18 protein-coding genes are annotated in these 20667 nt (G+C 43.6%); 13 read left to right on the top strand and 5 right to left on the bottom strand.

What is annotated here, in order from left to right:
- Nucleotides 1–268: 268 nt before the first annotated feature.
- The 5 genes from pdxA to ACFPYJ_RS30345 all read right to left on the bottom strand — a co-directional run bounded on the left by pdxA (nucleotide 269) and on the right by ACFPYJ_RS30345 (nucleotide 7424).
- Nucleotides 269–1264, bottom strand: coding sequence for a 4-hydroxythreonine-4-phosphate dehydrogenase PdxA (gene pdxA, locus ACFPYJ_RS30365; RefSeq protein WP_379191997.1), 996 nt, complete (start codon nucleotides 1262–1264; stop codon nucleotides 269–271).
- A complete protein-coding gene (locus ACFPYJ_RS30360; RefSeq protein WP_379192002.1) occupies nucleotides 1257–2549 on the bottom strand; it encodes a four-carbon acid sugar kinase family protein in 1293 nt (430 codons plus the stop codon). The genes pdxA and ACFPYJ_RS30360 overlap by 8 nt, the downstream gene beginning before the upstream one ends.
- A 111-nt stretch (nucleotides 2550–2660) precedes the next feature.
- Nucleotides 2661–3620, bottom strand: coding sequence for a 2-keto-3-deoxygluconate permease (locus ACFPYJ_RS30355; protein ID WP_379191996.1), 960 nt, complete (start codon nucleotides 3618–3620; stop codon nucleotides 2661–2663).
- 128 nt (nucleotides 3621–3748) lie between these two features.
- Nucleotides 3749–5590: a sigma-54-dependent Fis family transcriptional regulator gene (locus tag ACFPYJ_RS30350; protein WP_379191995.1), complete on the bottom strand. Its 1842-nt coding sequence runs from the start codon at nucleotides 5588–5590 to the stop codon at nucleotides 3749–3751.
- A gap of 217 nt (nucleotides 5591–5807) precedes the next feature.
- Nucleotides 5808–7424: a PucR family transcriptional regulator gene (locus ACFPYJ_RS30345; RefSeq protein ID WP_379191994.1), complete on the bottom strand. Its 1617-nt coding sequence runs from the start codon at nucleotides 7422–7424 to the stop codon at nucleotides 5808–5810.
- A gap of 211 nt (nucleotides 7425–7635) precedes the next feature.
- Between ACFPYJ_RS30345 and atzD the strand changes: the two genes are divergently transcribed.
- The 13 genes from atzD (at nucleotide 7636) to ACFPYJ_RS30280 (ending at nucleotide 20615) form a co-directional block, all read left to right on the top strand.
- Nucleotides 7636–8742 carry a cyanuric acid amidohydrolase gene (gene atzD, locus ACFPYJ_RS30340; protein WP_379191993.1) on the top strand — a complete coding sequence of 369 codons (1107 nt, stop codon included), beginning with the start codon at nucleotides 7636–7638 and terminating at the stop codon, nucleotides 8740–8742.
- A gap of 17 nt (nucleotides 8743–8759) precedes the next feature.
- Nucleotides 8760–9668 (top strand): AEC family transporter, encoded by a 909-nt coding sequence (locus ACFPYJ_RS30335; protein WP_379191992.1) that lies wholly within the window; start codon nucleotides 8760–8762, stop codon nucleotides 9666–9668.
- A gap of 28 nt (nucleotides 9669–9696) precedes the next feature.
- On the top strand, nucleotides 9697–11157 hold the full coding sequence (locus ACFPYJ_RS30330) for an amidase family protein (protein ID WP_379191991.1): 1461 nt from the start codon (nucleotides 9697–9699) through the stop codon (nucleotides 11155–11157).
- Between the two features lie 267 nt (nucleotides 11158–11424).
- Entirely contained in the window at nucleotides 11425–12036 is a 612-nt protein-coding gene (locus ACFPYJ_RS30325) for a YitT family protein (RefSeq protein WP_379191990.1), read from the top strand.
- Complete coding sequence (locus ACFPYJ_RS30320) at nucleotides 12033–12878, top strand: hypothetical protein (RefSeq protein WP_379191989.1); 846 nt, start codon at nucleotides 12033–12035, stop codon at nucleotides 12876–12878. The genes ACFPYJ_RS30325 and ACFPYJ_RS30320 overlap by 4 nt, the downstream gene beginning before the upstream one ends.
- A complete protein-coding gene (locus tag ACFPYJ_RS30315; RefSeq protein ID WP_379191988.1) occupies nucleotides 12875–13792 on the top strand; it encodes an NAD(P)-dependent oxidoreductase in 918 nt (305 codons plus the stop codon). The genes ACFPYJ_RS30320 and ACFPYJ_RS30315 overlap by 4 nt, the downstream gene beginning before the upstream one ends.
- Before the next feature lie 6 nt (nucleotides 13793–13798).
- Complete coding sequence (locus ACFPYJ_RS30310; protein WP_379191987.1) at nucleotides 13799–14587, top strand: ABC transporter ATP-binding protein; 789 nt, start codon at nucleotides 13799–13801, stop codon at nucleotides 14585–14587.
- Between the two features lie 79 nt (nucleotides 14588–14666).
- A complete protein-coding gene (locus tag ACFPYJ_RS30305) occupies nucleotides 14667–15377 on the top strand; it encodes an ABC transporter permease (protein WP_379191986.1) in 711 nt (236 codons plus the stop codon).
- The gene (locus ACFPYJ_RS30300) at nucleotides 15374–16210 is read left to right on the top strand and encodes an ABC transporter permease (RefSeq protein WP_379191985.1); all 837 of its coding nucleotides are present in this window, start codon (nucleotides 15374–15376) and stop codon (nucleotides 16208–16210) included. The genes ACFPYJ_RS30305 and ACFPYJ_RS30300 overlap by 4 nt, the downstream gene beginning before the upstream one ends.
- Nucleotides 16211–17374 carry an ABC transporter substrate-binding protein gene (locus tag ACFPYJ_RS30295; RefSeq protein WP_379191984.1) on the top strand — a complete coding sequence of 388 codons (1164 nt, stop codon included), beginning with the start codon at nucleotides 16211–16213 and terminating at the stop codon, nucleotides 17372–17374.
- Between the two features lie 71 nt (nucleotides 17375–17445).
- Nucleotides 17446–18834, top strand: coding sequence for a dihydropyrimidinase (gene hydA, locus ACFPYJ_RS30290; protein ID WP_379191983.1), 1389 nt, complete (start codon nucleotides 17446–17448; stop codon nucleotides 18832–18834).
- A 29-nt stretch (nucleotides 18835–18863) separates the two neighbouring features.
- Nucleotides 18864–19586 (top strand): FadR/GntR family transcriptional regulator, encoded by a 723-nt coding sequence (locus tag ACFPYJ_RS30285; RefSeq protein WP_379191982.1) that lies wholly within the window; start codon nucleotides 18864–18866, stop codon nucleotides 19584–19586.
- A gap of 60 nt (nucleotides 19587–19646) precedes the next feature.
- Nucleotides 19647–20615, top strand: a complete 969-nt coding sequence (locus tag ACFPYJ_RS30280; protein WP_379191981.1) for a 2-hydroxyacid dehydrogenase — start codon at nucleotides 19647–19649, stop codon at nucleotides 20613–20615.
- Nucleotides 20616–20667: the final 52 nt, after the last annotated feature.

The following is a 20667-nucleotide window of genomic DNA, read 5'->3' as shown; positions in this document are numbered from 1 at the left end:
GGAAGAACAGGAAAAGCTGATGGCCGTTGCCGGCGGATACGGTTCGCCTTTCGGACAATTCTAAATCTTGTTATCCCCTCCGGGAACGTTTTCTCGTCTTCCGGAGGGGGTTTAATGTCCCGTGGTGAGCGGTGCTGGTGAAGCCAGATTGATCGGGCGTTGAAAATATCATTCGGGGGCGAAGTTGAAATGGATCAAAAAAGTAAAACGGCAGGTCAAGGGTAATCCCTTAACCTGCCATTTTTGTTTCGCGAAATTGATTTCCCAATTATACGCGTTTAGGAGCCAGTTCAATCGCTTGGCGAAGAGCTTCCTTCATGCTCTGCTCGTCAGCAATTCCTTTACCGGCGATATCAAATGCGGTACCATGGTCTACGCTGGTCCGAATGATAGGCAGACCAACGGTAATGTTAACCCCGGCCTCTAATCCAAGCACTTTAATAGGGCCATGTCCTTGATCATGGTACATCGCCACAATGATATCAAAATCGCCACGTGTTGCGCGGAAGAACAGTGTATCAGCGGGCAATGGTCCTACAACTTGAATTCCTTCTTCTTGTGCCTGTTTGACAGCAGGGATAATTTTTTCCTCTTCTTCTCCATAGCCAAAAAGTCCATTTTCCCCGGCATGCGGATTAATACCGCAGACAGCAATTTTAGGCGATGTATAGCCTGCCTTTTGCAGCGTTTCATGCGCCATGCGAATGACTTTATAAACACGTTCCGGATTGATCATTTTAACGGCATCAATAATTCCAACATGAGTTGTTACGTGAATAACCTTGAGCTTTGGCGCAGACAGCATCATCGAAAAATCTTTCGTATCCGTTAAGTCGGCCAAAATTTCAGTATGACCCGGATAAATATGCCCGCCTTTGTGAAGTGCTTCTTTGTTCAATGGAGCTGTACAAATAGCATCGATCTCACCGGCATTGGCAAGTTCAATCGCTTTCTTTAGAAAGCTAAAGGACGCATGTCCAGCTTCGGCGGATACTTGTCCAATTGGAAGATCCGCTGGAAGCAAGTTCAAATCTAGACAGTCCACTGTGCCATATTGAAATTGAGCCTCCGAGACAGATTGAATGCTGCGGATTTGCAGTCCGGTTTGAACGAAGCGATCAGCTCTCTCCATGATTTTAGAATCTCCGATGACGAAAGGTCTGCAAGACTCATAAACCAGGGGATCATGTAGTGATTTCATAATGATTTCAGGGCCAACGCCTGCAGCGTCTCCCATAGTAATACCAATAATGGGTTTATTCATTTGATTGTACTCCCTTCAGAACCTTTTTTGAATTCAGCAAACTATTTTCATTACCAAAAGCGCCGGCCTTCGTGACAACCCATAAAGGTTTATTCCCTACAAGTTTTCCTAGTGGAATCCCGGGTTCAATTTCTTTGATAAGTTCAATACCAGATACACCAAGATGTTTGCATACGGCCTTGGCCGTATCCCCGCCAGTTAGGATAACCCCTTGTAGTTCTACCTCTTTCATAATACCGGAAGCAATCTCACCCAATATATTTGCAATTCGGTTGGACACTTCCGTATGATTGAATCCTCTTTCGGCGCCTGCTGCTTTAGACGATTCGACATGCTCCGGAGAGGAGCTTGCATAAAGGGATACATCCGATCCTGCTGATATAGCAGTCAGGAGTTCTGTCCGACAGCGCTTGATCTCCTGCAAACTACCCTCATCGGAAGTGATGATCTTAACCGTGTTTAATTCCACAGCTGTTACCAGCGGATTCATGTTGTACGTAAAAACCTGGCTGCGGGTTACTTTGGAAATGCTTCCGGCAACTAAGAGTACAGGCTTATTGGAGACAGTTAGAGTTAGAGGTGTACTGCTTCTAACCGGAAAAGATAACGCCATTGGAAGGTAGTCTGCAAGTCCTGCTGATCCTGCCCATAGTATTCGATAATCACTTGCAGCCATCATTTCAGCGATTTGCTGCACATCTTCTTCTGTAACAGCATCGAATACAATAATCTCGATATGCTCCTGAAGCAAAGCTTTTATGTGGGATAATACCTGTTTATTACCTGCATGAAGTGTTTTTAAAGGTATAAGTCCGACTTTCCGTTTCGATTGAGAGGTAAAAAGTTTTACTAAGTTTGACTCTTTAACGGGACACTTGGGATCTCGGGCAATTTCCGTTTGATCAATCGGTACGCCATGCAGAAAATGGATGCCATTTAATGTAGTTCTGCCTATTTTAGGAAAGGCGGGGGCTACAACTGCAAAATCCACTTGGATTTTATCCATTACAGCGTCTATTTCTATACCCAAATTACCTCGCAGCGTAGAATCCATTTTTTTGTAAACATGCTTAAAACCTGATTGCTTTACCTGGATCGCTGCTTCCGTTACCCTTTTGAAAGCAACTTCCTGGGAAACGGAACGGCTATCCGTATCTAGAACTACAGCATCCATTTCTTGAGTGTCGGCAGAAAAATGCTCTAAATCAAAGATAACTTGGGTTTCAAGGCCCTTTCTTGCGAATTGCACACCTGAATCAGAAGCTCCGGTTAAATCATCTGCAATAATAGCTATGGTTCTAATGATATGCTACCTCCTTACAAAATCTACCTTTTTTATTTAAAGGCGTACAAAGGTCCCGGAAGTTAGTTCCGGGAAGATATACGCTGAAATAAACTATATAATTTGATTTTTGGCACCAATTTTTTTGGAATACCAAGCAGTAACGATCGGTACAAGTATGGCTGTTACGATAACACAGGAAGCAACTAAGGCAGTTGCAGAAGGGACAAGGGGGGCATAAGCTGCATTGGCGGCAGCTACAGCAGCGGGAACACCAGCTGCGTTACCGGCAGTTGAAGCAGCCGACAATCCGGCAATTCCGTTGCCGCCTATTAATCGGTCTGTAAACAGCAAAGTTACACCTGTAATTAGAACGACAGACATACCCAGCAATACGCCTAAGAAACCAGCTTTCCAAACATTCTGAAGATCAAGGCCTGCACCAAGAGCGAAAGCAAAGAAGGGAACCAGAACTGGAACGGCTTTTCCAAGAAACTCTCTCATTTCTTTATCTAAGTTCCCTAATATCATTCCTACGATAAGCGGTAAAATCGCACCTACAAAGGTTTGCCATGGAAAAGCTGCCAATCCCGCCACTCCTAAAGTGACCATCGTAAAGAATGGCCCGGATTCCAGGCTCATAACCGAGTAAGCGCCGACATCTTCTTTTTTGCCGAATTGGCCCATTAAAGCCATATATAATCCACCATTGGTATCATTCATAGCGGCTACAATAGCTAGAACGGAAATTCCTGCAAAAAATCCACTGTTTACCATGCCATTTCCAAGGAATTGTGCTGATATGAAACCGACAGCCATGGCTATAATAATTTTTGTGACGAGTAAGGTACCTCCTTTTTTCAGAATATAAGGAGTTGCCTTGAAATTAATTGTTGATCCCATACAAACGTAAAAGACTCCCAAAATCGGCAAAGCTCCTGTCATAAGAGCCCCTGTAAATGAACCAAAAGTTTTGCCCATACTTGGAAATAATGTGGTTATTACCGCTCCTAAGAGTAGCGGCACGATCATCATGCCTCCAGGAATTCGTTCAATTGCTGCCTTAATCCTCATGTTGTGACCCTCCTGATATATAGTGCGATCTTCAATAGTAGTTGTTGCAATATGCAACATTTTGAATTGAACACGCTTTACAAACTTATTATAATGGAGGCGTACTCATGCATCAATACAAAAAGTGTTTAATATTGCAACATATTCTTTAGTTTTCGCCATAAAGTAGAGCGATTAATGCCTAATCGATTGGCAGTTTTCGATTGGTTCATGCCTTCATTTTGAAGGATTTCCCATAATACTCTTTTTTCGATCTCCTCCCATGTGCCTGATAAGTTTAAAAGTACAGAGTGGCTTGCTGCTTCCGTTTGTAATGTTTCCTTAACTTTGAGCCATCCTTCCCTTGCTTCCTTGATGCCTATATAATTTCCATTTGTAACCGAAAGCATGCATTCTAAGACTATTTTCAATTGGTGTATGTTTCCTGGCCATAGTTTTTGCAAAAGATCTTCTTCTAATACTTCTTGTCGTATGCCGACAATTTGCTTGCCATGGCGTGAATTATAATTGGCAATTAGGACGCGGGCTATCTCTCCAATATCCTCTAGCCGCTCACGAAGCGGCGGCAAATGTAAGCTGGTATCTGCGAAAAGCTTGACAAAATCTTTTAACATTTCTTCTTTTTTTAATAAAATTTTTATCGAAAGCAGTGAAGTAACTATAAGGTGTGTATGAGTTCCAGCTTGTACGGCAGCAAGCAGCTTTCGCTGGAGATCCTGACTGACATGCTGAATTTCTTGGAGACAAATGGTTCCGACCGATTCCATATAGAGCAGCCCTGGCGCGATATCCGTACCAAACAAAATAGACTCTTGTTCTGTTTCTGTTAATGTGCTGCACGGAAGGACGTATAATCCATCACTGTTTTGTTTGCTTGCAGAATGTATAGCTTGAGAAAATAAACGCTTCCCGCTGCCAGCTTCCCCTGTAATCCATATAGGCTTATCAGTTTGGGCAAGTGCCTTAGCCCGTTTGATGGTTTGCTGGATAATGAAGCTAGAGCCTATTACCTGTGCGAAAGTAGCAATACGGTCACTCACTTCAAAGACACTGGAAACAGGATTTTTAACACTATTTTCTTGGGGATACATATAGACTAAATAGGTATGCTCAATTGCTATAGAAGGAACAACAATTTCAATTTTCAATTGGCGCTTATGGAACCATTTTGTTTTTTGTTTATTTACAGAGGTTACATCACTTTTGGAGACTTCCTCTAAATAACGACCCCAAGCCGGGTCAATGCCTGCAAGATTCATTCCCCGCATGACCGAATTATCGTAACCTAATAATAACGAGGCAGCATGGTTTGCATAACGAATAACGCCTCGGTTATCTAACGCAAGTACTCCTGTCCGGTGATGTTCTAAGATATGTTCAAAAAAACGTTCGTTTTCCTGAGCTTTCAATATAACATCATAGATGCGTTTTACTTCTGAGAGTGCCTCCAATACGGATTCACGACCTGATGTAATAAGGATGCCGTTATAACCCATCTCTTCAGCTGTACGTACCGTGATTGCATCTCCAAGGACGATTTTTACGCCGTGCTCAAAAGCTTTTTGCAGCGAGGCATGGGCTTCGGATTCATGTTCAATCGAATAAATCGGAATTTCAAAATCGAGCAGGCTCGAAACGGCCGCAGCTCCACGGCATATATTGGGGAAGCCGATGATAGCTACCTTGGTGTTGGAGTCTTTAACTAAGGTAAGAACCCGTAAAATATCGTAACCTGAAACGGGAATATCCACTACCGGAGTAGAGACATGTTGTCTAATAACCGATGAGGTTCCCCCCCGGCTTAAGATGACGTCGTAAGATTGTCCTTTGGTCCCGTCTACGATTGGAATGGCATTCTGAAGATCGGCAACTTCAATATCCATCTCTATCCGTGAATCTTCAAGAGATATACTTTCTAATAAACCCTTTAACCCGGGATAAGGGGCAATGGCTAATACTTTGATTTTCATCTTGCGACCTCGCTTATAAGAAATGTTGATTGTTGCAAAATATAACAACTCTTATTAATTATACACGAAAGTAAAGGACTTTTCCGTTCAAGTGTGAATATAAAAATTCGCTTCGCTTGTAATACGGTGAACCGTATCGCAAGCGAAGCGAATTTTTATTGAATGAATAACAAGGACAACCTCAAAAGGCTGTTGCGATTTATGAATCAGGCTTATCTTATATTTCCATTATTTGTATTGTTTTGGAAAGCAGCTGAGGGTCTAGCTTTTTGATGAATTCATAAAAACGGATAGCCAGTTGTAATTGAAATAAATGTTCAGGGTCTCTAACAGAAATCTGCAGAATCGACTCAATACGCTCTAATCGGTATAAAACCGAATTATAATGACGGAAAAGTAATTTGGCCGTTTCCTTCACATTTCCGCTCTGATAAATATAACAACTAAGCGTTTCTAACAATTCGTCGTTATTTTTACCTTCTTTTCTTAATAAAGGCTTTAGGATTTGCAACAAGGGCAGTATTAATTCTTCATTATTAGCCATTCCATAAAAGCTGTGATAAATGCCTAACTGTTCAAAGTAGCAAAGAGAGCGTTCAGGGTCAATGGCGGCAAAGATGCTAAGGGTATCCTTTGTTTCCCGGTAAGCAGCATGTATATGGTCTATCGTTTTTGTTGAGCTGATGCCCAGCCTAATAAATTTCAGGTGCGCTTCATCCTTTAAATACTGCTCTATTTCGGGCAATGAGAAGCTTTTGTTGGAGTAAACCTTTTCTGGAATAAGGATTGCTAATTGCTGGTCGATGGGGACGATTAAAATTTCTTGTTGAACTAATGTCTTGTTCCGAAGGATACGATCCTGCAGAGGAATTTCACCAATGCTCGATGTCAATATACATATATAACGGTCATACAAGGATAGCCCAACAGCGGATGCTTGAAGAAGAATGGCCTCTTTCTCCGTAATTTCTCCCAGTATCCATTTCCGTAAAAAGATTTCCTTGAATCGTTCCTCCACATGATGAATGCCATATTGATTCGTTAACTTAAGCGCTAATAGTTTAACAGCATGCTGTAAGATCATCACATGTGATGGTGAAAGCTGCAGGTCTGATTGATTGAAGGCGAGATAGCCTAAACATTCGGAATTACGCTCAATTGGAATCCAGCAAGTATTTTTTACCCCATTGGATTGGTTATATAGTTTGATCCCCTCGTAGGCTTGAACCCGGGCTTGACGACTCGATAGCATACCTCTTTCCGGCCATTCCAACCCCTCAATGGGACAGATGCGTTCACCTTTAAAAGTCAACAGAGAAAATTTGTGGCTTAGGTAGAACGACAAATTTTCTACAAATGTTTTCAAGCTTTCTCCCATAACGAGAAGTTGTGTCAGATGCTGCAAACTTTGATGGACTTGGTCCATCATTCGGACTTTATGACTTAAGATTTCATCCAATACTTCGGAAATGACGTGCGAAAAATTGGTTTCCATAGAAAGGTCTATGATAGGGATCTGGTAAATATCAGCATGCTCCAGCATTTTTTTGGGGAGAGTATAAATATAGCGTTTCCTTTTTATTGCGATAGCCGTAATGTTTCTTTCAGCAAGTCCGATGATCAGTTTTTCCTGAGCCAGAATATTATCTTTAATTGAAAATCCGGTAGTAAGCAGAAGGTCTCCGACTCGGACCTGCTCGTAAATATCAGGAACCTCCATGACATTTACATTGGTAACAAGGCGATGAATTCCGCTCTTTCCGGCTAATATGGGTTGATTATTGAATAAATGACTTCTCCTCTGGATCAGCTCGACAACAGAAATACCATCCATTGTTTATTCCTCTCCTTTGTTGTATGTGGAATATAAAATTACATAACATGGTGATTCACATCAACAAAAGTCGATTGTAACTGAATTACAAAAAATATAGATCGATTTGTAGTGTGATAATAATGAAAGAGGCAAATGCATGTAATATATTATAACATAAGAAGGAGAAATGAAATAACTTCACATATTTTCAAGAAAGGTTGGCTGCAAAATGGGGATGAAAATTGGGGTATATAAAGTGGCTATGGATTCACCCGGCGATACATCCAAGCTTGAAAATCTGATTCGAAATGGGGAAATCGATCCCGAGAAGATTATCGCATGTATTGGAAAGACGGAAGGAAACGGAGGGGCCAATGATTTTACCCGGAAGCTCGCTACATTAAGCTATCAACTGATGCTGTCAAGATATATCGGAAAGGAACAGAGTGAAACCATTGTTTTTGTTTGGTCTGGCGGGACGGAAGGGGTTCTTTCACCGCATGCCACTTTTTTTACTAGAAATGATGACGAGATGGACGAGTTGGACAATAACGTTCCAGGGTTGGCTGTCAGCATCCAAACCACTGCGGATATTCCCGCGGAGCATATTGGCCGTATGCCCATGGTTATAGAAGTAGCTCAAGCTGCAAAAAAAGCGATGACGGACGCAGGAGTCAGCCATCCAGAACAGGTGCATTATGTTCAGGTCAAGGGTCCTCTTCTTACACCTACACATCTCCGTGAAGCCGCAGTTAGTGGAAAGGAGCTTGTAACCAAAGATCCGAATCTATCCAAGGGTTTTGCCAGGGGGGCTATGGCTTTAGGAGTGGCTCTGGCTTTAGGTGAAATCCAAGAAACTGATTTAAGTGAAGAAATAATTAATAAGGACATGTCCCTCTACAGCAGCGTCGCCTCTACTTCAGCAGGAGGGGAAATGACGAACTGTGAAGTCATCCTTATGGCGAATACCAATAAAGGCAGTGGACCTTACAGCATAGGTCATTCTGTATTAAAGGATGCAATTGACACATCAGGGATCTGCCAAGCTATACGTAATGCGGGATTGGATGCAATAAATATACCAACTGTAGAACAGCAAAATCAGATCGTGGCGGTTTTCGCTAAGGCTGAAGCGAGTCAGGAGATCAGAGGGTGGAGAACGACGATGTTATCCGATGCGGATATTCACTATGAGCGACATGCCAGAGCGGCTGTGGGCGCTGTTATCTCCAGCATTACCGGTAACTCAGGCATATTTGTCAGTGGTGGAACGGAGCACCAATGTCCTCCCGGCCACGCGCCGATTGCGTGTATCGTGAAAAAAAATGTGGATTAAGATAAGCGAGGAATGAAATGGGTAATTACTGGAATGTATTGCTTGAAGTAGTATTACCGATTTTCATGACCTGTCTATGCGGGATCCTGATTCAGAAATGGAGACGGATCGATATCCAAAGCCTTGCGGATGTGAGCTTATATATATTAGCTCCTTGTCTTGTTCTTGTTTCTCTGGCTGAATCCAAGCATAATACCGCAAATATCAAGGCCATCATCCTTTTTACTTTATTGCATACCCTCATTTGCTGGGCTGCAGCCTTGTTAACTTCCTACCTGCTTCGCTTTAAAGAAGAGTCCAAGGCGACCCTCTCTTTAACTACCATCTTTGGAAATGCCAATAATTACGGACTGCCCATACTTTTGCTTGCTTATGGGGCGGACGGTTTCTCACAGGGTATCAATTATGTGATTATGCAAATCATACTTGTAAACACGTTAGGGCTTTACATTGCTTCAAGAGCCAAAGTGAGTACAAGGCAAGCGCTTTTGCAAATTGGTAAAACTCCATTGCTTTATTCAGTCCTAGTAGGAGTAGTCATATTTGTGAGTCACATTGCAATCCCCAAAGGTATTGCGAACGGATTGCATTTAATGGGAAATGCGTACGCAGCGGTAGTTATCCTGATACTTGGCGTTCAACTCCGCAATATCAGCTTGAATGGAATTAAAAGATGGGAGGTTTGGGTTGCAGTAGGCTTAAGAGTAGTCATCGTACCGATACTTTCTATGCTCTGCATTGCATTATTGGGTATAAAAGGTCTCTTGGCCTCGGTCTTATTGGTACAATCGAGCATGCCTGCAGCCATCAATACTTCCGTGCTGGTTACCAAATATGGCGGTGATAAAGAATTAGTCACATTAACTGTAGCTATCACAACGATCATCAGTTTCGTGACACTGCCCTATTACATCAATATGAATTGACCATGAGAGGAGTTAGGGGAACTTGGATATGTCTACAGAACGGCAAAATCGTCCTTTTTCGATAATAGATGCAACTTTCAACGAGCTTCAACAAGCCATGGAAACGGGAATGGTCACTTCCAGAGACTTGGTGGAGACCTATTTGAATCGTATTGAAGCCAATGACCGCAAAGGACCTAAACTCCAAGCAATGCTTTCGATAAACCCTTATGCCTTAGAACAAGCGGATGAGCTTGACAAAGAAAGACAGCAGCAAGGTTCAAGAGGGCCTCTGCACGGGATCCCAATTGTAGTTAAAGATAATTATAATACAGCAGACATGCCGACTACTGGAGGGACAAAAGCACTTGCTGGTTTTGTTGCTTCAACGGATTGCCATATTGTTCAAAATCTTCGAAACGCGGGAGCTATTATTTTAGGAAAGACAAATCTGCATGAATTAGCCTTATTTGGATTGTCGTGGAGCACACTGGGGGGTCAAACGAAAAATCCATATGATTTAACCAAAACCCCAGGGGGGTCCAGTGGAGGGACCGGTGTGGCGGTAAGCGCCAACTTCGCTGCAGCCGGTACAGGAACCGATGCGGTCAATTCCATTCGGTCCCCAGCATCGGCAAACAATTTGGTCGGTATTCGTCCCACGAAAGGTTTAATGAATCTCGAAGGGATCTTGCCGGTCTCATGTACACAGGATAACGCAGGTCCAATCGCAAGAACCGTAGAGGATGCAGCTATTTTGTTTGAGGCTATGGAAGGTTACAGCCATACGTATAGCAGTGATTTAAATAATCACGGACTCAATGGGAAGAGAATCGGAGTTTTACGCAGCTTTTTCGGCAAATCAGAGGTGCATGAAGAGGTAAACCTGATTGCCGAACATACATTACGTCAAATGCAGGAATTAGGCGCCCAGATGATCGACTTGGCCGCGATTGATTTGGAGGCGGAACGGCTGCTCCTGGAACTTGATGTACAAAGGTTTGAAATAAGGAATGAGCTAGAACGTTATTTTACAATCCATCAGGCTCCTGTTCAGACGATGGAAGAACTTCTTATTAAAGGGAACTACGAACCATCGATCGAAAAGTTTTTGAAAACGGCAATTGCTATAGAAGAGCCTCTTAACCATCCTGAGTATCACAAACGTTTGAAAAAAATTAATGAATTAAAGGAAGAGCTGTTATCTATTTTTTCTGAGCACCTTCTGGATGCCCTCGTTTATCCTCATCAAAAAAGATTGGTTGTTGATATAGGGGAAGCTTCTCAATACGATAGAAACGGTATTCTTGCTGCGCTAACTGGATTTCCTGCCATAACATTTCAAGGCGGCTTTTCAAGTCCTTCTAAAACGGCTCCTATAGGTATACCGATTGGGATCGAACTATTAGGGAAGCCTTATGATGACGCTAAGATCATACAAATGGCTTATGCTTGCGAAGCAGCGGTAAAGGAAAGAAGAATTCCTCCCTTTACTATTAACGATATTTAGATTGTGTAAGTAAATGTAACATAAAATAATAATAAAACAGTCATTAAATATGAATTAATTAGAAATAAAGGATATTTATGGGTCAATAATTTTTTATATATAGAACTAAACATGACATTGTAATCACAATATTGTTGACATACAACAATAACCGCGTTATATTATATAACAACAACACATTGGTTAGACCATTGGTCCAAATTGGTTAGACCATTAGTCCAAATGGGGGAATAAGTTTTATCGGAGGAAATTATCATTGAAAATTACATGGGTAAAACCTTGCTTATTTTTACAGGCGTACTCATATGTGCGATCGGAAACGTGTTTTTTGCAATTCCCAATCACATTACCGCCGGCGGAATAACGGGTCTAAGTACACTGCTCTATTATTGGTTTAACTGGAATATGGGTGTCGTATATTTTTTGTTAAATGTACCTTTATTCCTGATAGCATGGCGCTTTAGTAAATCTTTATTTTTTCAATCCATTTCCGGTATGCTGCTTTGTTCTATCATGATCGGATTATTAACACCGCTATCAGAGGTATACGGAGTCAAGCATCTATGGGAGGGGAGCTGTTTCGGAGGTCTGGTAATGGGGTTAGGGCTGGGCATCCTGGGTTTTGCCAATGCAAGTCTTGGTGGAGGCTCGTTAACCGGAAAAATACTGAACATGAAATACGGCTTTTCCTTCAGCTTGAGTACGATGCTGATTGACGCATCCGTTTTACCATTTGCCTGGTTTGGCATTGGAGCCCATCAAACGTTATTTTCCATCATTTTTGTCGTAAGCAGCGCATTTGGAATCAGGATTGTTGACTTCTCTATCAGATCCATATGGACAGCCAAAAATATAAAACTATCGGGTGATAAATCATGAATCCAAATGAAATGTTTTGGGAAAAGTTAGAAAGTGCTGGTGTAATAAATGAAGCGCAAGCCTGGAAGTGGATCAATGATACGATTCCGAAGGCAGCGCATTTTGTGGAATCAGATCCGGAGTATCAAGGAAAAGAAATTCAAATGGATCTACGATTTGTTGAGCCTTCTACGGTTCCTTTATGCAGATGGATGGGTTGTTATCCGGAATTGAAGGATGGAAGAGGCGATTTGACGGCTATTGCGGATTGGTCCTTCTCGCTCTACACGCAATATCTTTCCATTGAAGAAGCTTTTGAGGATAAAGAGCTGCTGCAGCAAGCATTTCTTGATCAGTCAAGGATCAAAATCGGAATTACAAACGATGTCTATCAACCCTTCGCTCCACTGCCAAACGATTACAGCATGGTTAGACATCACGCCCTCATCTTATATTTGTCGTTCGATTGGCTGACGCAGGAAGAGAAGGAACGCTGGAAAACGGTATGCCGTAACGCGGGTGAATTTGTTGTCAAAGCCTTGAAAGGCAGCAAGAATCCCTTGGAAGACATTCGTCAATGGGAGAACAATGGACGTCAAGTCATGTTAGCAACCGCATCGCTTACCAACACAAAGGAGGGGGCGGAACAGATCTTGCAGGATGAGATCGTTATGCAGGATGTCAAACGTTATTACTCGCTCACCTATTTTGGAATTGATGTTTTAGCGCGCAGTCATGCCAAAGCCGGTGATTCCGACGAATGGAATTTTGAACAAATAAAGGCGCTGTCACAAGATGATTATCTCGAGCAATCCATTATCGATTATATTGCAGACTGTAATAAAGGAAGTGTAGGCATATGAAAATATTAGTATTGGGTCCTGGGAAAATGGGAGAAGCGATGTCACGATTACTGCTGAAAGCCGGACATGAGCTTCATGTGTTGATGAACCGAAATCCGGAGCCGGTGCAGCGGTTGGTCTCCGATGGAGCGGTGATGGTAACCGATTTGCTACAAACTGCATCTGAAGCTGATATTGTTTTTTCGATGCTCCCGAATTTGCCTGAAATTGATAGTTTATTGTTTGATAGAGGCGTTATGAATGTGATGAGAGAGGGAACATTGTTCCTGAATATGAGTACGGTCTCGCCAACAGGCATACAGCAATTGTCTGAGCGATTGGCAGGAAAAGGAATTCATACGATTGATGCGCCGGTAAGCGGTGGACCGGTCAAGGCAACCGACGGTACGCTTGCGATTATGGCAGGCGGGGACAAAGAGATATACGATACCTACTTGCCGTTGCTGCAGATTATGGGAGAGCATATCTTTCATACTGGACCTGTAGGAACCGGACAAGTTGCCAAGCTTTGCAACAATTTACTGGCTGCCATCATCATGACTGCTAATGCGGAAATCTTGTCCATGGGTGTTAAAGCGGGAGCCGATGCTAAACAAATTAGGGAGATTCTACTCCAATCAACCAGCTCGAACCGTCTTTTGGCAGACTGGATTCCTAAAACAATATTGGAAGACACCTATGAACCCGGCTTCGCTTTGAAGTTAATGTATAAGGATATCGATCTGGCCTTGCAATTAAGCAAGTCGGTGGATACGCCATTGTTTCTTGGAGGTATAACCCAGCAGCTTTTCCGTATGTTAATAGGTCAAAATCCGGAAAATGCCAATTCTGACTATTCTGTGATTGGAACGTTCTATCAAGACGCTTCAAATATCCGTATCGCTGACGGTAAACCATTAAGAAACGAGGAGTGATAGTTTATGGGGGCAGAGATAGTCATTGACCAAGTCAACATGATTTTCGGGTCCAAGGAAAAAGCAGTCACAGCATTAAGCGGTATTCAGCTTGAAATCGAAAAGGGAGAAATCGTTTCACTGCTTGGGCCGTCAGGCTGCGGGAAATCGACGCTGCTCCGCATAATGGCCGATTTGTTAACGCCAACCACGGGAAAAGTTCTTGTTGAGAACGAGGCGCCAATACAAGCGCGTCTCCAACGAAAGTTTGGAATCATCTTTCAAACGCCGACCTTGCTGGAATGGCGAAATGTGATCGATAACGTTTCTCTTCCCCTTGAGTTTCTCGGTCTTAAGAAACGCGAACGGAAAGAAATCGCAATGGAGCAGTTGACCATTGTCGGACTAGAAAAATTCGCAGAATACCATCCTTGGCAGCTGAGCGGCGGGATGCAGCAGCGTGTCGCGATCGCTAGGGCGCTCACCTTTAACCCGCCAATCCTGTTGATGGATGAGCCTTTCTCCGCATTGGATGAGTTTACCAAGGAACGTCTTCATTTGGAAGTGATTCGGATTCAACAGAAGACCGGGAAGACCGTCGTGTTTGTTACGCATAGCATTCCGGAAGCCGTCTTTTTGTCGAATCGAGTTGTGGTCCTTTCTGCTCATCCGGGCCGAATCAATCATATCATGGAAGTTGACCTTCCTGAACCAAGAGATCTCTCGGTGAGGGAGCATCCGAAGTTTTTCAACTACATGACCCAGGTTCGAAAATGCTTTGATGGGGGCGTTTATGATGAGGATCTTCTTGCTTAATAAAAAAAATATCAATTTTATATATTGGCTTTTCACCATTTACCTTTTATGGGAAGCTGTTGCTTGGAGTATCCGAAATGTGCTGCCAGTCAATATGCCAGGCACAAAGTGGCCCTATATCTCTCGCATCCTTCCTTTTATCATGAACAATTTACCGCAGCTCCTTCAACAGGGGGGAGTCACCTTTCTAAACGCCATGTCCGGTTTCTTCGTAGGAGGCTTGGTCGGACTTGCGTTAGCCGTGTTGATGAGTCTCTCAAAAACAATCGAGCGAACGATAACGCCCTATATTGTTTCTTCTCAAATGGTTCCGATCATCGGATTGGCTCCGATCGTTTTTGGAATTCTGCACAATGCAGATTTATCGCGAATCACTATGGCCGCTTATGTGACTTTCTTCCCAGTAACCATAAACAGTCTTGCAGGGCTTAGCGGAGTGAAAAAGGAACAGAGGGAACTGTTTAACTCTTATGCCAGTCCGACGTGGAAATATTATTGGAAACTGGCCATTCCCGCAGCACTTCCACAGTTTTTTTTAGGATTAAAGCTTTCTGCTCCGTTGTCCATCACGGCATCTATCGTAGTGGAATTAATGGGGGCGCCAAACGGTATCGGCGTGCTTATGGTGAGCAGTCTTTATTATGGTTCCGCGCAATCGGATATGTTCTGGGCTACTGTATTCTTCAGCGCTATTATCGGATTAGCTGCTTTTCTGCTCATTTCGCTTATCGAGCGTCTCATTACACCATGGCAGCCTGAATTCAGAGTAAGAGGGGGGAGAGGGAAGTGAAGACGGATGGACAAGCCATTATTTATAAGGAAACTTACTCTAACCCCACTTTTTTAAGTTGGCTCTCTAAAAATCATTACAGCTTTTATCCTTGGCTAGTAGGGATTCTCATGCTGCTGTTATGGCAGCTGCAGGTTCTTCATCGACTGTTTAGATTGGAGCTGTATCAGCTGCCTATTCCTTCCGGCATATGGGGAGCGTTTCGCGATCAATACGATTTGCTGCTGAACTATACAGGTTATACGGGGATTGAAATTTTTGGGGGATTTCTTATAGGATCGCTGCTTGGGTTTCTCATTGCGATTCCTGCATCCTTATTTCCAGATGGAGGACGCGGGGGCATTGCAATTATCGCGATGATCAATGCTGTTCCGATTGTCGCCTTGGCTCCTGTGATGAATAACTGGTTTGGCGACGGAGTTGCATCGCGGATCGGCGTTGTATCTGTGCTGACTATGGCGACGATGTGCGTCAATACATTTAAGGGAATGACATCCATTGACCACTCTTACTTTGAATTGATGCAGTCGTATGCGGCTTCGAAATGGAAGGTTTTCTATAAAATCAGGCTGCCCCACGGTTTGCCGAATGTTTTTGCAGCGCTGAAAATCAACATGACCACTAGTATTATCGGAGCGATTGTCGGAGAGTTTTTCTATGCTTCCCGCGGACTCGGATATTTACTCTCGGATCAAATCAAATTGGCGAATATGCCTCTTTCATGGGCCTGTATTACACTAGCAGCTATTCTTGGCATCACACTTTATTTCGTCGTTCAATCGACGGAAAGGTTTTTCATACCTTGGAAAAAATCTCATTCGGGAAAGAGTTGATTGGCAAAGGAAAAAGAAAAAATCGGGAAGTGTTTTAAGCTCCAAAAAAATGCATCTAGTAAAACAACATTTGAGAGGGTGGAGAGAAGTATGAAATTTAAAAAGAATAGTGTGCTGCTGCTTGTTTTTATGTTGATGATGTCGGTTGTCTTGGCTGCTTGTGGTAATGGAGGAAGCAGTACGGACAGTACGGGGAACGCCGCCGCTGACAATACTTCTAGCAATACTCCACAAAAATTGACAAAGGTTTCAGTTCAACTTAAATGGGTTCCCCAAGCGCAGTTCGCAGGTGTATATGTAGCTAAAGCAAAAGGTTTTTTCGCTGATGAAGGTATTGATGTGGACATTCACCCAGGCGGACCGGATGTTATCATTGAACAACAAGTCGTAAACGGAAGCGCCGATATCGGAATTACCGGAGTCGATAGTTTGTTGGTCAATCAAGAACATGGACTTCCGATCGTCTCGATTGCTCAAATTTTGCAAAAGAGCAGCCAGCTGCTAATGACCAAAACCAAGTCCGGGATTGATACTCCTGAGAAAATGACGGGCAAAAGAGTAGGTAACCAAGGGGGAAGCCAGCAGTTCCAATTGCTATCTTTCTTAGATAAATACGGTATGAGTGCGAAAAATGTTCAATTGGTAAAACAAGGATTTACGATGGACCAGTTCTTAAACGATCAATTGGATGTCGCTATGGGCGCAATCTTTAACGAATATCATGTTATTTTGGAAAATGGATATAAACCGGAAGATCTAAAAACCTACAGTTTTGGAGATGCCGGCGTCGGAATGCTGGAAGACGTTCTGATCGCGAAGAAGGACTGGCTGGCAGACAACCGTGACCTGGCCGTGCGTACAACCCGGGCTATTCTCAAAGGATGGCAATACGCGATCGCAAACCAGCCGGAAGCTATTGATATCGTTATGAATGAAATAGCCAAGGGTTCATCTACACGTGAGCACCAGGAAACGATGCTTTTGGAAATTGCCAAGCTGATTTTACCTCCAGGAAGTCAAGCTAGCAGCTTAGGTCAAATTGACCCTGCTGCATACCAAAATACTGTAAATATTGCTGAGAAATATGGAATTGTGAAAAATAAGGTTGATCTGACAAAGGTTTACGATAAAACCATTGCAGAAGATGCGGCTAAAGGACTGTAAAGAAGATAAAACAGGGACAGGGCGGGTGAATGGTTCATCCGTCCGTTCTCCCATAATATGGAGGTAAACTTATGAAAACTATAATCCAAAATGGCACTATCATTACAGAAGCGGGTTCGATTCAAGCAGACCTCCTGATTGACGGTGAGCAAATCGCAGCAATCGGCAGCATTACGGGGGATCAAGCATCTGCGGATACCATAATTGATGCGAAAGGCTGCTATATATTACCAGGCGGCATTGATGTCCATACACATTTGGATTGGAATTTTGCCGATTTGAAGACGGCAGATGATTTTGTGACTGGTTCTAAGGCGGCGGCTGCGGGCGGTATCACTTCGATTATCAATTTCACCAATCGCAGGGAAGGACAATCCTTGTACGAAGATCTTTTGGAATGGAAAGAGCGTGGGAAGCCATGCAACGTGGACTATGGATTCCATGTCATTATCAACGATTATAATGAACAAATGCTTGAGGACCTGCCTAAGCTTCTGGAGGCGGGAGTAAGCTCAATCAAGCTGTTTATGGCCTACAAAGACGTTTTCCAGGTGGACGATGGCGCGATGTTCGAAATTATGAAAGAGACAGGCAAGCTTGGCATCATGACCAATGTCCATGCGGAGAATGGGGATGTTATCGAACAGTTGATCGCAAGGCACATTCGTGAAGGTAAGACCGATCAGGTCTACCACAGTCTGAGCCGGCCAGCCGAACTCGAAGCTGAAGCGGCGCACAGGGCAATTGCCATCTCGGATTTGGCGGACGCCCCTTTGTATATTGTGCATGTCAGCAGCGCGTTGTGCATGGATGAAATCGCTGCTGCGAAAGCGATGGGGAAAAAGATTTACGGTGAAACATGCCCGCAGTATCTTGCACTTGACATAACAGATTTGGAAAAGCCGGATGGCAGCAAATATGTATGCTCGCCGCCTCTCCGTGAAAAATGGAACCAGGAAAAGCTGTGGGAGGGATTGTCAAACGGCACACTTTCCACCATTGGTTCTGACCATAGTCCTTTCCATTACGCAGATAAAGAACGTCTAGGCGGCAACGATTTTTCAAAAGTTCCGAACGGAGTTCCAATGATTGAGGATCAATACGCTGTCGTTTTTCATCACGGGGTAATGGAAGAGCGAATCTCGCTTGATACATTTGCACGTATCACCAGCACAAATCCGGCCAAATTGTTCGGCATGTATCCTCAAAAGGGTACCATTGCTATTGGATCGGATGCAGACCTTGTTATTATGGATCCGAGTCAATCTCGTGTGATCTCAGAAGCTACGCAGCAGCAAAATGTTGATTACAATGTATTTGAAGGCAAAGAAGTAAAAGGCGTGATTCGCTATGTGTTGTCCAGAGGGGAAGTTATTGCTCAAAACGGCGCATATACCGGACAAGAAAGCCGGGGGAAATATTTACATCGTTTACCGGTAAGTGATAACATGAAACTATAATATCATCTTATAGGATTGGGCTGTTTATTTTGAAACCTATCGGTAAGAATAATCGTAAATTTGAAGACGTTTTAATTCAGATAAAAGATGAAATTGTATTGAAAAACCTGAAGCCCGGCGACAAGCTGCTGCCTGAAAGGGAGATGTCCGAAACCTTACAGGTTAGCAGGACGTCTGTAAGGGAAGCGCTGCGCATCCTGGAATTTTTCGATGTCATTCAATCGAAACCTGGGGAAGGTACAACCATAAGAAAACCGAACATCGCTAACTTGTTAGCGAATTTCTTTCCCTTTTTTCTTCTGCCGACTTCCATAAACATCGAGTTACTAGAGGCGCGGAAGGTGTTGGAGGGCGGCATTGCGGCATTGGCGGCTGAAAAACGTACACATCAAGATATTGAGAAAATGCTAGAAGCCCTAGAAGGCTTGCTTTCGGATGATTTGGATATACAAATTCAGTCTGATCTGGACTTTCATCAAGCGATGTCCCATGCTGCAAACAACAAAACACTTTCGGATATTTTATTCGTTGTATCCGATGTTTTTGCCAAGAACCTTCAATCTAATCGTTTGCATTTGTTCAAGATGCCCGGCGCCAAAGAGATGTTATATGCTCAGCACGAATCTGTTATCGAAGCAATTGCAGCCGGTGACGGAGAGAAAGCGAGAGAAGCGCTTGAACAGAGCTTGGATTTTGCTATTGAAAGGATCAATCATTCTAAGCTTCATAAAACGTTAGGTAACAATCATTGACTTATTAAATGGAAAAGAATGTCCTTTTTCCTGCAGCTATAGAAGGGATGAGCATCATTTATGAAGCCTTACGTTTTTATCGACAGACCGATTCCCGCTGAAGCAGAAGCTTATATCGCTGAGCATTGCGCTTACTCGATTTGGGATCGGAAAGATCCGATACCGCCTGATGTATTACAAGAAGAACTGTCACAGGCTAACGGATTATTAACCTCTGGCAGGAAAATAGACAGCAGCTTCCTTGAGGCAGCTCCTCGGCTGAGAGCTGTCAGTACGATCAGCGTTGGTTACAACCATTTTGACATAACGGCCATGAAGGCCCGCGGGGTGATTGGGACGAATACGCCTGACGTTCTGAATGAAACCGTAGCCGATCTGGTATTTGCCCTAATCCTGAGCTCTGCTCGCCGAACACCGGAGCTTGACAGATACGTGAAAGACGGGCTTTGGAAGCCGGGTGACAATGAAAATTTATTCGGCATTGATGTTCATCACTCTTCACTCGGCATCATCGGCATGGGCCGAATCGGTGAAGCGATCGCTCGTCGAGCGAAATTCGGTTTCAGCATGGAAGTAAGCTATTGCAACCGATCACGCAGGGAACATGCAGAGCAGCAGTACGGTGCAGTTTACATGACCCTGGAGGAGCTGCTTCGAACGTCGGATTTCGTTTTACTGATGACGCCGTTGACTCCGGAAACCGCTCGTTTGATCGGACGGGATCAATTTAGGATGATGAAGAAGACAGCCATTTTCATTAATGCTTCGCGCGGTCAGACGGTTGATGAAACGGCTTTAATCGAGGCGCTGCAGGAAGGAACAATACGTGCAGCAGGACTTGATGTGTTCGATCGTGAGCCGATCGATCCTGACAGTCCCTTGCTGCGGATGCCGAATGTGGTGACTTTACCGCATATTGGATCGGCAACCGCCCGTACCCGTTACGAGATGGCGATGCTGGCGGCACGCAATCTGGTACTTGCCGTCACCGGACAAACTCCGCCTAACGTGGTTGCGGAACTTTCCTAGGCGTACAGTTCAAACGATTTACAGGAAGACTCAAGATCAGTCAGCATCCTAT

Origin of the sequence: Paenibacillus solisilvae, assembly GCF_042656405.1 — a bacterium.
GTDB classification, from domain to species: Bacteria; Bacillota; Bacilli; order Paenibacillales; family Paenibacillaceae; genus Paenibacillus_Z; species Paenibacillus_Z solisilvae.
Note: the sequence above shows the minus strand (reverse complement) of the source record. Positions and strands in the feature narration are given on the sequence as shown.

Excerpts from the sequence above, each read along its gene's own strand:
- ACFPYJ_RS30280 (WP_379191981.1), top strand. The coding sequence starts at position 19,647 with ATGAAGCCTTACGTTTTTATCGACAGACCGATTCCCGCTGAAGCAGAA.
- atzD (WP_379191993.1), top strand. The coding sequence starts at position 7,636 with ATGGGGATGAAAATTGGGGTATATAAAGTGGCTATGGATTCACCCGGC.
- ACFPYJ_RS30310 (WP_379191987.1), top strand. The coding sequence starts at position 13,799 with ATGGGGGCAGAGATAGTCATTGACCAAGTCAACATGATTTTCGGGTCC.
- ACFPYJ_RS30315 (WP_379191988.1), top strand. The coding sequence starts at position 12,875 with ATGAAAATATTAGTATTGGGTCCTGGGAAAATGGGAGAAGCGATGTCA.
- ACFPYJ_RS30355 (WP_379191996.1), bottom strand. The coding sequence starts at position 3,620 with ATGAGGATTAAGGCAGCAATTGAACGAATTCCTGGAGGCATGATGATC.
- ACFPYJ_RS30350 (WP_379191995.1), bottom strand. The coding sequence starts at position 5,590 with ATGAAAATCAAAGTATTAGCCATTGCCCCTTATCCCGGGTTAAAGGGT.
- ACFPYJ_RS30345 (WP_379191994.1), bottom strand. The coding sequence starts at position 7,424 with ATGGATGGTATTTCTGTTGTCGAGCTGATCCAGAGGAGAAGTCATTTA.
- ACFPYJ_RS30325 (WP_379191990.1), top strand. The coding sequence starts at position 11,425 with ATGGGTAAAACCTTGCTTATTTTTACAGGCGTACTCATATGTGCGATC.
- ACFPYJ_RS30330 (WP_379191991.1), top strand. The coding sequence starts at position 9,697 with ATGTCTACAGAACGGCAAAATCGTCCTTTTTCGATAATAGATGCAACT.
- pdxA (WP_379191997.1), bottom strand. The coding sequence starts at position 1,264 with ATGAATAAACCCATTATTGGTATTACTATGGGAGACGCTGCAGGCGTT.
- ACFPYJ_RS30320 (WP_379191989.1), top strand. The coding sequence starts at position 12,033 with ATGAATCCAAATGAAATGTTTTGGGAAAAGTTAGAAAGTGCTGGTGTA.
- hydA (WP_379191983.1), top strand. The coding sequence starts at position 17,446 with ATGAAAACTATAATCCAAAATGGCACTATCATTACAGAAGCGGGTTCG.
- ACFPYJ_RS30335 (WP_379191992.1), top strand. The coding sequence starts at position 8,760 with ATGGGTAATTACTGGAATGTATTGCTTGAAGTAGTATTACCGATTTTC.